Origin of the sequence: Bacillus sp. FSL W8-0645 (assembly GCF_038007905.1) — a bacterium.
Lineage (GTDB): Bacteria > Bacillota > Bacilli > Bacillales > Bacillaceae > Bacillus > Bacillus pumilus.
On record NZ_JBBOYC010000001.1, the window covers coordinates 2,748,962 to 2,762,843 of the forward strand.

At 41.7% G+C, this 13,882-nt stretch carries 14 protein-coding genes; 2 read left to right on the forward strand and 12 right to left on the reverse strand.

Features of this window, described 5'->3' with window-relative positions; genetic code table 11:
• Positions 1-9 precede the first annotated feature (9 nt).
• The 11 genes from ccpA to NST39_RS14150 all read right to left on the reverse strand — a co-directional run bounded on the left by ccpA (position 10) and on the right by NST39_RS14150 (position 11,596).
• Positions 10-1,011, reverse strand: a complete 1,002-nt coding sequence (gene ccpA, locus NST39_RS14100) for a catabolite control protein A (protein WP_034665514.1) — start codon at positions 1,009-1,011, stop codon at positions 10-12.
• A 451-nt stretch (positions 1,012-1,462) separates the two neighbouring features.
• Positions 1,463-2,539, reverse strand: coding sequence for a bifunctional 3-deoxy-7-phosphoheptulonate synthase/chorismate mutase (locus tag NST39_RS14105; RefSeq protein WP_268485218.1), 1,077 nt, complete (start codon positions 2,537-2,539; stop codon positions 1,463-1,465).
• Between the two features lie 216 nt (positions 2,540-2,755).
• Positions 2,756-3,079, reverse strand: coding sequence for a bacillithiol system redox-active protein YtxJ (ytxJ, locus tag NST39_RS14110; RefSeq protein ID WP_003217729.1), 324 nt, complete (start codon positions 3,077-3,079; stop codon positions 2,756-2,758).
• A gap of 33 nt (positions 3,080-3,112) precedes the next feature.
• Complete coding sequence (locus NST39_RS14115) at positions 3,113-3,583, reverse strand: YtxH domain-containing protein (RefSeq protein ID WP_341028915.1); 471 nt, start codon at positions 3,581-3,583, stop codon at positions 3,113-3,115.
• Between the two features lie 26 nt (positions 3,584-3,609).
• A complete protein-coding gene (locus NST39_RS14120; RefSeq protein ID WP_024424855.1) occupies positions 3,610-4,029 on the reverse strand; it encodes a DUF948 domain-containing protein in 420 nt (139 codons plus the stop codon).
• A gap of 225 nt (positions 4,030-4,254) precedes the next feature.
• Complete coding sequence (gene murC, locus NST39_RS14125; RefSeq protein WP_065098618.1) at positions 4,255-5,553, reverse strand: UDP-N-acetylmuramate--L-alanine ligase; 1,299 nt, start codon at positions 5,551-5,553, stop codon at positions 4,255-4,257.
• Between the two features lie 303 nt (positions 5,554-5,856).
• Positions 5,857-8,610, reverse strand: coding sequence for a DNA translocase FtsK (locus tag NST39_RS14130; protein WP_341028918.1), 2,754 nt, complete (start codon positions 8,608-8,610; stop codon positions 5,857-5,859).
• 196 nt (positions 8,611-8,806) lie between these two features.
• Complete coding sequence (gene ytpR / locus NST39_RS14135) at positions 8,807-9,412, reverse strand: YtpR family tRNA-binding protein (RefSeq protein ID WP_044142204.1); 606 nt, start codon at positions 9,410-9,412, stop codon at positions 8,807-8,809.
• A 16-nt stretch (positions 9,413-9,428) separates the two neighbouring features.
• Complete coding sequence (locus NST39_RS14140; RefSeq protein WP_341028920.1) at positions 9,429-10,241, reverse strand: DUF1444 domain-containing protein; 813 nt, start codon at positions 10,239-10,241, stop codon at positions 9,429-9,431.
• A 19-nt stretch (positions 10,242-10,260) separates the two neighbouring features.
• Entirely contained in the window at positions 10,261-10,581 is a 321-nt protein-coding gene (locus tag NST39_RS14145; protein ID WP_003217665.1) for a thioredoxin family protein, read from the reverse strand.
• Entirely contained in the window at positions 10,568-11,596 is a 1,029-nt protein-coding gene (locus NST39_RS14150; protein ID WP_065098621.1) for a PTS transporter subunit IIC, read from the reverse strand. Before NST39_RS14150 ends, NST39_RS14145 begins: the two co-directional genes overlap by 14 nt.
• Before the next feature lie 201 nt (positions 11,597-11,797).
• On the opposite strand from NST39_RS14150, the gene NST39_RS14155 reads away from it, so the two are divergent.
• Positions 11,798-12,244, forward strand: coding sequence for a YtoQ family protein (locus tag NST39_RS14155; RefSeq protein ID WP_044142201.1), 447 nt, complete (start codon positions 11,798-11,800; stop codon positions 12,242-12,244).
• Positions 12,245-12,286: 42 nt separating this feature from the next.
• Here NST39_RS14155 and NST39_RS14160 read toward each other — a convergent pair whose 3' ends face one another.
• The gene (locus NST39_RS14160) at positions 12,287-13,360 is read right to left on the reverse strand and encodes a M42 family metallopeptidase (protein WP_341028922.1); all 1,074 of its coding nucleotides are present in this window, start codon (positions 13,358-13,360) and stop codon (positions 12,287-12,289) included.
• 199 nt (positions 13,361-13,559) lie between these two features.
• On the opposite strand from NST39_RS14160, the gene NST39_RS14165 reads away from it, so the two are divergent.
• Positions 13,560-13,874, forward strand: a complete 315-nt coding sequence (locus tag NST39_RS14165) for a PepSY domain-containing protein (RefSeq protein ID WP_065098623.1) — start codon at positions 13,560-13,562, stop codon at positions 13,872-13,874.
• Positions 13,875-13,882: the final 8 nt, after the last annotated feature.

Here is a 13,882-nt window from a genome sequence, read left to right on the forward strand (position 1 = left end):
TTTTTCGTTTTATTTTGTTGATTGTCTTTCTTCAATTCTGTGTGGAAGTTCCACAATTTGGTCATCCACTTGCTCTTTGTTCATCAGCTTTGTCAGCAGTCTCATTGCGACAGCACCAATATCATACGTCGGCTGAACAACAGTTGTCAGCTGAGGACGCACCATGAGAGAAAGTCTCGTGTTATCAAAACCAATCACTTCTAAATCCTCAGGAATGGATACGCCTCTATCTTGTGCTCCATGAATGACACCTAGCGCCATTTCATCCGTAGCCGCAATAACAGCTGTCGGCTTGTCAGACTGCTCAAGCAAGTGAGCAAGTGATTCAATTCCAGAATCATACGAATAATCGCCTTCAGCGACGAGCGCATCGTCAAATGCGATGCCCGCTTCTTCAAGCGCACGCTTATAGCCTGCAAGCTTTCTCATAGAGTTAATCGGTTCTGACATTGGGCCAGATACGAAGGCAATTCGCTTATGTCCTTTTTCAACTAAAAGCTGAACTGAATCATAAATCGCTTGCTCGTAGTTGATGTTGACAGATGGTGTTTGAGCCTGCTCTTCAACAGATGCAGCAAGAACAATTGGCACAGGAGAGCGCTTAAATTCTTCAACAAGCACATCTGTGATATTTCCACCCATAAAGACAATTCCATCTACTTGTTTACCTAGCATTGTATTTAAAAGATGGAGCTCTTTATCGGTATTTTGATCTGAGTTGCTCAAAATGATGTTGTACTTATACATTGTGGCGATATCTTCAATTCCGCGAGCAAGCTCCGAATAGAAGATACTAGAAATATCAGGGATGATGACCCCAACCGTTGTTGTTTTTTTACTTGCAAGGCCTCGCGCCACAGCATTCGGGCGATAGCCAAGGCGATCAATCGCTTCAAGTACCTTTTTTCTTGTTGTTGGTTTTACATTCGGATTCCCATTCACTACGCGTGATACCGTTGCCATACTTACATTTGCTTCTCTTGCTACATCATATATTGTAACATTATTCACATAAATCACTCCTTCAAATACACTTCATATCTATAGCATTCACCAATTGGATAGAGACATGTCAGATACGAGGAAAATAATATCCTATTTGTCATTAAAACGATGAAAAGAGACACATAATTTTTCAATCTACATCAAAATGACATTCTTTTATGAAATTATACACGTTTTTTCACCATATGAAAACGTTCCCTTTCTTTTTATAACTAAATTAAACAAACTTTAATGAGCTTGTTACCTGTAAATTGAATCATATTTCATGAAAAATCGTCGAGAACGTCAGCTATGACAACGATCTTAGCAGATTCTATTGAATTTTAAAAATGAAAACATTGTGAACAAGCACTTTTAAAGCTTGCAATGTGCTCTTTTCCTTTCATTCCCAATCTTCATCGTATTTTATCCATAGAAAAACCGCCGGGCAGTCATCCGGCGGCTTTTCTATCTATGATTATGCGTGAATGTTGACAAGTGGTCTTAACGCATCTAACCATTTTTCGAATTGAGGAATGTCCATTTGCTGCGCTGAGTCAGATAGAGCAACAGATGGATCTGGATGCACTTCTGCCATGACACCGTCTGCTCCAATCGCAAGAGCTGCTTTCGCTGTTGGAAGGAGAAGATCTCTACGTCCAGTTGAGTGCGTCACATCAACAAAGACTGGTAAATGTGTTTCTTGTTTCAAGATTGGCACAGCAGAAATATCTAGTGTATTTCTTGTCGCTGTTTCATATGTGCGGATACCGCGCTCGCAAAGGATGATTTGGTCATTTCCTTGGGCGATGATGTATTCAGCTGCATTGATGAATTCTGAAATAGTCGCTGCAAGACCACGTTTTAAAAGAACTGGTTTCTTCACAGATCCGGCTGCTTTTAATAGCTCGAAATTTTGCATGTTTCGTGCACCAATTTGGATGACATCGATATGCTCAATCGCTTCTTCAATATGAGCAGGATTGACGATTTCACTAATGACAGCAAGACCGTATTCATCCGCTACACGCTTTAGAATTTTCAGACCGTCTACACCAAGTCCTTGGAAATCGTATGGACTTGTGCGTGGTTTAAATGCACCTCCGCGAAGTAGTTTTAGTCCTTGCTGTTTCGCTGCTGCCGCCACTTCTGCGACTTGCTCGTAGCTTTCAACAGCACATGGTCCAACGATGAAACGCTGTTTCCCATCACCGATCGCTTCTCCATTGATGTTCACGATTGTATTTTCCGATTTTTTCTTACGAGAAACAAGAAGTGCTTTGCTGTGGTCATCTTCTTGAAGCTCTAGGCCTGCTTTGAAAATCTCTTTGAAAATATGCTGAATTGTTGAGTTTTCGAATGGTCCATTATTTGCTTCAAGAATTTGGTTCAGCATTGTGCGCTCTCTGACAGGATCATAACGGTTGACACCTTGCGCTTCTTTCGCCTTTCCAATTTCTTTTACAATGCTTCCTCTTTCATTGATCAGTTTTAAGATTTGAAGATTTAGTTCATCTGCCTGCTGTCTCAATTGTTCTAGTTCATTGTTGCTCATTTTTGTCATCCTTTCCTCTGCCTGTTCTCGCTTTTTTTTTTCATTCTCTCATGATAGGGTTTATTATAAACAAAGATTTCGGAATTGTCACGAAAATTTTCTTTATTACCCAAACGCTTTTAAGCGATAAAGTATTATGTGTAAGATTATAGCATAGTTTTGATTGAAGTAAACCTTTTTTTATCAAAAAAACGTCAGCAATTGCTGACGTTTCTTCTACACATTATGTTCAAGCGCTTCTTTTGTAATGCTTGAGTGGGATGCATGCCATTTTACTTTTCCACCGCTAAAGACGAGTGCCTGAGGACTTTCGTGCTTTACCCCTGACTTTTCTGTCACATAGGATGAAAGCTCTCTTGTGTTTTGAATTTGCAAGAAATAAGTTGGCACGTCTTCATGTGCAGACGCAAATGCTTCAAACTCTTGAAAAGCCGCTTGACTGATCGGACATGTCAAACTGTGCTTAAAAAAGACAAAGGTCCCATCTTGATTCGTTAGTTGATCAAACTGTTCTTCTGTTTCAATGAGTTGTTTTGACATGATGTTCTCCTTCTTCACTCTGTGCAGTAAGAGTTAGCCTTTAGTTGATTGTTCTACTTTTTCTTTGACATCTTTAATGCCATCTTCAATTTCTGATTTCGCTTCTTGTGCTCGTACTTTGGCTTCATCTGCTACATCTTCTGCTTCACTTGCTAGATCAGCTGCCGCATCTTCTGCTTCACTTTTCACATGATTAGCTTTTCCAGCTGCACGTTCTTTTATGTCTTTCACTTTGTCTAAAATTTGGTTTGACTGCTCTGCCACCAGCTGAGATAATTCAGACGTTTTATCTTTCGCAATCGTCACATATTCAGTGCCTTTTTCCTTTGCATCTGTTGTGAGTTGATCTGTTTTGTCTTTTAAAGCATTCGCTTGGTTGTTCAAATCATCGCGAAGCTCTTTCCCTGACTTCGGCGCTAAGAATAATGCTGTTGTTGCACCAACTATGCCACCAATAAGTGTTCCGATCAAAAAGTCTTTGCTATTGATTCCGTCTTTGCTCATGATTATTCCTCCTATGCGAAAATGGTTTATTTTTGGTGTTTACGCTGTTTCCACTTTTTATAAATTTCAAGTGCTGCGTTACTCCAGCTTACCACATCCGTGACTTTTTCTTGATTTCGTTCAACGGATGAAGAAACCGCACCAGCTGCCTGCTTTATGCTTGTATTAAATTGGTTGATCGAGCCGCCAATTCCCTGCACCGCATCCACAACTGTGTTGAGTTTTGCCGATTTGTCTTGAATATCTTCAGCAAGCTGATTCGTCTTATGTAGCAACTGTGCTGTCTCTGTGGTGATCCCTTGCATCTGACCTTCAAGACCTTCTAAAGTTGATGCAACATTCTTTAATGTCAGCTGTAAGGATTTTAATGTTTTGGACAAGTAGATGACAAGAATGAGGAAAGCAATTGCGATCAGTGCAACGCTTAGATATAGAATAATAATCATCTGATACCTCCTTTGTTGCGGGCATATTTAATTCAATACCCTCTCGTTGTATCATTCAAACATCGCCTAGAATGACCGATTGATTAATAATTCTACACTTATTGGCTAATTCCTGTCCACAGCGAATGAAAAAAAGCAGCAGTTCTTGACACATTTAGCCCCTTTGTCACATTTTATTCAAAATAAAAAAAGTGCCGATCAAAACGGCACTTTTCGTTTAAGTATTTATACAGCGACTTTTTCATAAGCACGCAAATATTTTTGAATGTCTCCTGCTCCCATAAAGATCAAAATCCCATCTTTGTGCGCTTTCAGCACAGATGTATCTTCTTCTGCAATCAATTGGGCCTGCGGGATTTTTTCTCGTAAATCTTCAATACTCAGCTTCCCAATGTTTTCACGGGCTGAACCGAAAATATCGCATAGGTATACATAGTCCGCTTTTTTCAGACTATCAGCAAATTCACTTAAGAATTGCTGTGTACGTGTGAAGGTATGTGGCTGGAAGACAGCGACAATATCACGGTCTGGATACTTTTGGCGTGCTGCTTCAATTGTGACTTCAATCTCCGTTGGGTGATGGGCATAGTCGTCAATTAAAACCTGCTCACCGACTACTTTTTCATTAAAGCGGCGTTTGACACCACCAAATGTCGTGAGTGCCCCTTTGATGAGCTCTACATCAATGGCTTCATAGTGACATAATGCAATCACAGCTAATGAATTAAGGACATTATGATTTCCATAGGCAGGGATGTAGAAGGTATCATAAAACGTATTTCGTACAAAGACATCAAATGTAGTGCCTTCCGTGTTTTTCACAACATTGCGTGCTTGAAAATCATTTTCTTCATTGAAACCGTAGTACACAACAGGTACCTTCGCTTGAATCTTAGGCAGATGCTCATCATCACCGCAAGCGATAATGGCTTTTTTCACTTGAAGTGCCATGTTTTGAAACGCATCAAACACGTCGTCAATATCCGAGAAGTAATCAGGATGATCAAAATCAATATTGGTCATGATCGCATAGTCTGGATGATAGCTGAGGAAGTGTCTGCGGTATTCGCATGCTTCAAATACAAAATACTCGCTGTTTTCTTTCCCCATACCAGATCCATCACCGATTAAGTATGAAGTTGGTTTCGCTGATTGCATCACATGGGCAAGCAGACCTGTTGTTGACGTTTTACCATGAGCACCAGTAATCGCAACGTTTGTGAATGTATCCATGTATTCTCCAAGGAATTTATGGTAACGAATGACAGGAATCCCTTCAGAAAGGGCGCGTTCAATCTCAGGGTGTGTATCAGGAAATGCATTACCTGCAATGACGGTCATCCCTGGCTGAATATTATCTGGGTCAAATGGAAGAATTTTAATATTTCTCTCTTCTAATGCTTTTTGTGTAAAGATATGTTTTTCGATATCCGATCCTTGGACAGTATACCCAGTATCATGAAGAATTTGGGCCAGTGGACTCATACCTGTCCCTTTTATTCCAACAAAATGATAAACAGTCATAATTGTACCTCCAACAAACGTCTATCTGACTTACAGTATATGACGCTCATTTCAATTTGCAACTTGTGATTTTCGTCTCTAGCGGCTCACAGATCGCAGCTCCAAATAAAGATTTTTTTCCGATCTTCCTATTCTAATCAATATTAACTATGATTAGTATCCGACAACTTTCCTATTTCTAACACCTGCTTTCGCTCATTTTACATAAAAAAGCGTTCTGACAGGCATGCGAAAAGCGTCCAATTCCAAAATTGCACCTATGTGCTATCATACCATGTTTATGAAAAAAATGAAGTGGTTTGTTTAGATCAGCTGTTCTAAGTCACTCAGTGTCATGAGGACTTCCCTTGGCTTACTGCCTTTTGCACCAGAGATCATGCCCTCGCGTTCCATCATGTCGATCAATCTGGCTGCACGATTGTAGCCAATTCTAAATCTTCTCTGCAAACTCGATGTACTAGCGCTATTCTGCTCAATGGCAAAACGGCAGGCATCCATAAACAATTCGTCTTCATCTGTAATCGCAGAGCCTTGGAGCATTAATTCCTCCTGTTCGAAAAGGAACACCGGCTTGCGTTGTTTCCTCACATGTGCCACCACTTGATCGATCTCGCGGTCTGATACAAAGTTCCCTTGCAGCCTCGTAGGCTTGCCGGAGCCATTTTCTAAGAAGAGCATGTCTCCTTTTCCGAGAAGCTTTTCTGCACCTGCCATGTCGATGATCGTTCTAGAATCTACCTGACTTGAGACAGAGAAAGCAATTCTTGTTGGAATATTGGCTTTAATCAGACCTGTGATGACATCTACAGAAGGTCTTTGTGTCGCAATCAATAAGTGAATGCCGCACGCTCTTGCTTTTTGCGCGATTCGGCAAATGCTTTCTTCGACTTCATTTGGTGCGACCATCATTAAATCAGCGAGCTCATCGATCACCACGACAAGATAAGGTAGTTTTTCACCCATTTGTTTTTCTTTGACAAGCTCATTGAATCGTTTGATTTCTCTCACACCAGAGTGCGCAAACAGCTCGTAGCGTCTTTCCATTTCATCCACTACCCATTTCAGAGCAGCTGTCGCTGTCTTAGCATCAGTGATAACAGGACTCACGAGATGCGGAATATGATTATACGGCGCTAATTCGACCATTTTAGGGTCGATTAACAGCATTTTCACTTCATCTGGTGATGCTTTAAACATTAAGCTCACTAAAATGGTATTGATGCAGACACTTTTTCCTGAACCTGTTGCTCCAGCAATTAAGCCATGCGGCATTTTTTGCAAATCAACGACAACAGGCTGTCCTGAGATATCTAATCCGAGTGCTGCTGTTAAAGGAGATGGATTGTCTCTAAACGCACTGCTTCTGATCATCTCTCGTAAGAAAACCATTTTGCTGTGAAGGTTCGGCACTTCGATCCCGATCGTGTTCTTTCCTGGAATCGGTGCTTCAATTCGAATATCCTTTGCGGACAAACTGAGTTTAATATCATCTGACAGGTTCGTGATTTTGTTCACTTTGACCCCTGGTTCTGGATGTACTTCAAACCTTGTCACAGAAGGGCCTTGCGTGACATGAACAACACTTGCTCTGACATTGAAATTTTTCAGCGTGGCATTGAGTAGCTCTGCTCGCTCTTTCACCCATGTCCCGTCCTCTTCTTTTTGAGCTGGAGGTACGTCTAAAAGGGCGAGGCTTGGAAACACATATCCTTGGGCATCTGCTGCTTTCTTTTGTCCTTGCACGCGCTGATCACTTTTTAACATCATGACGTTAAAAGGAACCGTTGAGGTTTGTCCACTTGTACGTTGTGGCTGAGGAGATGCCTGTTTCGGTTTTTCTTCCATCACTTCATGCACTTGTTCTTGCTTTTCTTGCTGCTCTATGACAGGTTCTACTCGTTCAGTAGCGGTCTCATCGTCTGCTTCTTGTTCTATTGGCATCACTTGATCTTCTACTATTTCCGCTTCTTCTATCAATTGCTCTTCTTGCAGATCATGCTCGGCAACTGGCTCTGTTTCTTCTAATGCTGCCGCTGGCACTTCTTCTTGATGGTCTTCTAAGGAATCAGCTTCTATATCCTCGACTGATTCTGCTGAGATGACGTCTAGTACCTCTACTTCTTCTGCCGGTATGTCTACTTCCATTTCAATAGCGGAATGCGTGTCTTCATCTGTTTCGAATGTCAACGGTTCTATTTCTATTTCCTGAGTATGATCTACAAACTGTTCTACCGGTTTGTCTTGTATTTCTTCGTTTTCACTGGAAACATCCTGTACAGGCTCAGACTCTACCGGCGGCTTGTGATATACTTCGGTTTGCTGATGATGTAAGTCAGCTTCAATGTGGTCTTGAGGCTCAGAAAAGGCTGGCTCTTTTTCCTCTGTTTGAATGAAAGGCTCGTCATTTAAACGCTCCATCGTTGATTGAACGTGATCGTGATAAGCGAGCTCCTCTTGCAAAGTAAGCGGGGTCACGTCTGTTTGCATGTCCACTCTTTCTTCTGCTGGCGCTGGAACTGTTTCTTCCATACGATTTTCTTTCCGTATTGATGGAATGTTCATTTGCTGTCTGACATTTCGTTCACGCTCTGCCTCTTCTGATAACAGGGTGACACGCTGCGCTGTTTCTGCTGCTTTCATTTGAACAGAAGATGATTCTTCTTTCGACTCTGTTCGTTTCGGCCGCATATCCTGATGATAGCCATAGATCGGTGATGGAATTTGCTCTGGTTTGAATGGCTTTTTATTCATGTCAGGCTGAACCGTTTGTTTTGACTCATAGGTCTTCTGCTTAGCATTTGGCTGGCCTTGCTTTGGGCGTCTTCTTTCCTGCTTTACTCCGTCACGCTGAGGTTCATCTGGAACGAGCGGAAAGCGGAAGTTGCCTGTCGGATATTCATAATAGACTTTTGTATCTTCAATTTTTTTATATTCTTTATGCTGTTCAAAAACTGGCTGCTTTGGTGCAACTGGACCTTCCTCAGGTCTCACAGCTTTTTCTTCTTTCTTTTCTTCTCCTAAAAATACACTAAAAAATTTATCTAACCAACTCATCATTTATCACTCACTTTAACTCCCCTTACGTTTTCTTGGGCGATTTTTAGTATACCATTGCTTTTTCATGCAGAAAAGCGAGAAAAGTGCCGCTCTTTGCTATTTGTGCTGTCTGTAGATGAAAAAAAGTCACTAAGTACGTACTTAGTGACTTTTGGTATAACACAATCTTCGCTCTGATGTGCCCGTTTATGGGAGGTTATGCTTGAAAGGGTTCGCCAGCTTGATGGCTTCCCTCTAGAACAAGAATTCCTTTTTCAGCAGGCGCGTCTGGAAGATCTAATTCTTTTGCTGAACAAATCATTCCGCTTGATGGAACACCTCTTAGCTCAGCATCTTTGATGATTAAACCGCTTGGCATCACTGCCCCAACCTTTGCAACCACGACATATTGACCTTGATCAACGTTAGGTGCACCGCACACGATTTGTAATGTTTCATCGCCAACATCCACTTGGCAAATGTTTAATTTATCTGCATTCGGATGCTTTTCTTTTTCCTTTACATAACCGACAACAAATTTTGGTGATAGATCCACAGTCAACGTTTCACTGACACCATTGCGGTTTAAAATTTCGTTGATATCTTGAACAAGTGTTTCAGAAAGCGGTACAGATCCGTTTTCTTCAATTTTCATGTAAGTGGACGCATTGAAGATATTAAAACCTGTTGTTTCTTTTGTTTCTTGATTGAAGATTCTTACGACATCTCCAAACGTCTCATGACCTACTTCTTCTCTCGTCACATCTTTCAATGAAATAAGGAGTGTGTCGCCTACACCTTCTGCATTATAAAAAACGTTCATTCTTCAAAATTCCCTTCTACTGCTGTTTTGGTCTGCTTTTAGCAAGAATAAAAATCGGTTCAAGCTTGCCCTCATCATATAAAAATGACAATGCGGTAATCGGAACCGTGCCGCTGGCGAAGAAGCTCATCGACATCTGTCCTAAAATATCATAGCCTGATTCATTGCGAACATCTGCAATGATGAATACATCTTGATGGGGGACAGAAATGGCCATCTGTCCTTCTATTTTTTGCGCGTATTCTTGTAAAATCGATTCATTTAAAAGTCTGCTTGCATCATATCCGTCATTCGCACGGAAGAAATAAAACCGGTTGCCTGCCACTTCATCCATTTTCACCACAGTTTCAAGTGAGCGGACATTGAAGCTTGCGGTTTCCCTGATTCGCTCTTTTGTCCAATTTTCCTTTTGAAGCATCTTTTCATCAATTAACCTATAGGTGCTTCCAAGGTCAAGTGCATAGTAGATTCTCGTTTCAGCTGTATGCTCATCAAAAACGAGCGGAATCTCGTCACTTGATGTCTCGGGAAAGGAAGTGGATCGAATGACCGGATAAATTTGCTTTTCTTTTCCTGAGATGTGCTGCGCTTCGCCTTTCATGGCATTTAGCGCCTCTTTCACATAATAAACGATCTCATCCAATGTTTCATCAGGCTTTACTTCCCACTTTGCAATGATTGGCGGGAGCTCTAGTGTGATCCCTTTGCCTGTTTGTTTATCTTCAATACGAAGCGTGTCTTTTTCTCGGTTAAACTGGTGTGACCAGCTGTCATTTGTCAGACGGCTTTTGAGTTCGTTCGCAAGCTGTCTTGATGTCATTTTTGCCATGATTTAGACTCTCCTTTCATTATTTAGAAAGAGAATCTGTTAAAAATGCTTCAATCTCTTCCTTCGTTTTACGATCCTTGCTGACAAAGCGGTTAATCTCTTGCCCATTTTTAAATACTAAAAAGCTTGGAATGCCGTAAATTTCCCACTCTGCGCAAGTGTCAATAAATTGATCTCTATCCACATAGAAGTACTCAAATTCTGGGTAGTTTGCTTCAAGCTCTGGCAAGAATGGTTCGATAAAGGTGCAGTCCGGGCACCAGTCCGCTGAAAATAGCAATACTGTTAAGTCTTCTTGAATCACTTTTTGTAATTCTTCGTTTGATTCAATTTTTTTCATGTTTCATTCCTCCAGTTTGTATGGTTAAATCTCCGAATTGTATATAGCCTTTCTTTCTCATCCATTCTGATACTACCAAACTAATCACTGCCGGGCCAACGATATGCAAAAGAGCAATCGCTAGAAAAACAGATGGATGAAATCCCATAACCGTCAGTGTCATGAGCTGTCCAACAAGGCCACTCGTTCCCATTCCTGCCCCTGCCGCATTATTGACCATCCCAAAGCCAATAATACCAATTGGCGCGAGAATGAGGCCCGCTATCGTAGGGGGAATAAGGATAAGGGGATTTTTTACAATGTTCGGTAGCTGCAATTTTGACGTGCCAATACCGACAGCAGCAAGACCACCAAAACGATTTTCTCTAAAGCCAGCAGCGGCAAAACCGACCATTTGAGCGCAGCAGCCGATCGTTGCAGCACCAGCAGCAAGACCGCTTAAATCAAGCATGAGCGCAAGCGCAGCACTTGAAATTGGTGAGCTGAGGGCAAGTCCAACAATGGTTGCTACTAGCATGCCCATGATCAGTGGACTTTGGTCAGTCCCCCACATGATGAGCCTGCCAAGCCCTGTCATCATGGCTTCAATCCCTGGACCGATCAAAGCGGCGGTGGAAAAACCAGTGATGATGGTGACAAGCGGTGTCAAAATAATATCAATTTTTGTCTCACCACTGACCAGTTTGCCGAGTTCTACACCAATTAATGCTGCGACAAAGCTTCCAGCAGGTCCACCAAGCTCTGCTCCTGCAGCACCTGAAACAACACTTGCAAAAATGATCAATGGAGATGCCTGTAACCGGTACGCCACGGCTACGCCAATCGCTGGTCCCATGAGCCCCATTGCGAGTGTTCCCATTTTGATGATGAGCGGAAGTGATAACAAACCGCCTGCTGTTTTTAAAATCAGACCTACTACTAATGTAGCAAATAGACCTAAAGCCATATAAGAGAGTGCATCAATGAAGTACACTTTTGGCGAAAGGGAGATTCCCTTTCTTTTCAAATAAGTCATCAACGTCGTCTTCCTGCTTTCTCATAGGAAAGACGAAAAGGCCTGTCCTTCCCATTATATGTAGTATTCTTACGATGAAAAAATAGTCTCTACCATGAATATCATAATCATATTTTTTTTGCTTTATCAAGCACTTCTTGTGTAACATGAAAAGAAACAGGGCAAACCTTTACTAAGTTTGTACAAAAGGAGGAGATCGTTATGCAATTAACCGTCTATTTAGCAGGAGAAATTCATAGCAAGTGGCGTGATGAAATCAAGGAGAAAAGCCAATCGTTGAAACTGCCAGTGACATTTGTTGGTCCAATGGAGAATCATGACCGCTCCGATCACATTGGTGAGGACATTTTAGGTGAGCAGCCGAATGCCATATTCAAAGATGATGCTGCTTCTGATTTGAACAATTTCCGTACTGAGATCCTATTAAACAAGGCAGACGTCGTCATTGCCCGCTTTGGTGAGAAATATAAACAGTGGAACACGGCAATGGATGCATCTGCTGCCATCGCAAAAGGGAAACCTCTCATTTTGATCCGCCCAAAAGAACTGCACCATCCGTTAAAGGAACTATCAAATAAAGCGAATATCACTGTGGAAACCGTGAACCAAGCGATCAAAGCGTTATCTTACGTGTTTGAACAGCAATAACAAAAGGCTGCTCTCTTGAAAGAGGCAGCCTTTTGTTTACATTTACACCTGTTGATATATAGAATCCACTGTACTTTGATCACAGTTTTTCACAAGACGGACGATTAATTCTTTTGCCGCTGCATAGTCATCCACATGCAATACTGAATGACTTGTGTGAATGTAGCGAGCACACACTCCAATGACAGCAGAAGGCACGCCTTGGTTTGAAATATGCACACGTCCAGCGTCCGTACCACCTGGTGATACGAAGTATTGGTATGGAATATTGTTTGACTCAGCCGTATCAAGCACAAAGTCTCTCATCCCGCGGTGCGTAACCATGGTTCGATCAAAAATACGCAAAAGTGCACCTTTACCAAGCTGGCCGAATTGGGTTTTGTCACCTGTCACATCGTTTGCAGGGCTTGCATCTAAAGCAAAAAACAGATCCGGCTGAATCATATTCGCAGCTACTTCTGCCCCTCTAAGCCCTACTTCTTCCTGAACCGTTGCACCTGAATACAGATGACATGAAAGTGGTTCGTCTTTTATTTCTTTTAATAATTCAATCGCAAGTCCGCAGCCATAGCGGTTATCCCAAGCCTTCGCTAAAATCTTTTTAGGATTCGCCATAGGGGTAAAGACTGTTGCAGGCACGATTTGCTGTCCTGGGCGAACACCAAGTTCTTTTGCCTCTTCTTCACTGTCTGCACCAATATCAATGAGCATGTCTGATGGTTTCACAGGTTTGCTTTTTTGTTCTGGTGTTAGAAGATGAGGCGGTGTACTAGAGACGACACCAGGAATTGGCCCGTGATCGGTATGAACGTCGACACGCTGCGCCAGCATGACTTGACTCCACCAACCGCCGAGTGTTTGGAAGCGTATCATCCCGTTTTTTGTAATGGATGAAACCATGAATCCTACTTCATCCATATGACCAGCCACCATGATTTTAGGTGCGTTCTCTGGTCCCTTGCGAACCCCAAACACACCGCCAAGACGATCCTGAATGAGTTCGTCAGAATATTTCTCAAGTTCCTTTTTCATAAAAGCACGCACATGGTGCTCATTACCTGGAGTACCTTGTAATTCTGTTAAATTTCGGAAAAGCGACAATGTTTCTTCATTCATTCTACGATTTACCTCGTTTCTATGTAATGACCATATATATTCCTATAAAAATAACACTCACTTTATACTATAAGAATTCTTTCGGTTTTCCAAGTATCTCTCCAGAAATTTTGAATATGCTTTCAACTATTCGGATTCCTTAACATCAATGGACAAGTTTTGTATAATGGAAAAAACAGCAATACGGAGGTGCAGCACGTTGAAGTTAAAACATGTTCTGATTGGTGCGAGTATTGGCGTAGCCGCTGCAATTGTTGCAAAGAAAGTATTTTTCCCTACGTATATCTCGTCTGAAAAAGCATTAAAAATTGTGAAATCCGCTTTTAAACAGCGCGGCCCAATTGATGGCTCTTGGATTTATACTGTACCAGAACCGTATAACGTAAATGGTGAAACGATTGATGTGTACAAATCTGGCATTACTCGCTCAGCCTTTGGCGAGCTTGAACAGTACGAAGTCATGATTGATGCCAAAACAGGCATGATTGTGGATGTCATTGATTCTGTGGCTTGATAAAGAAA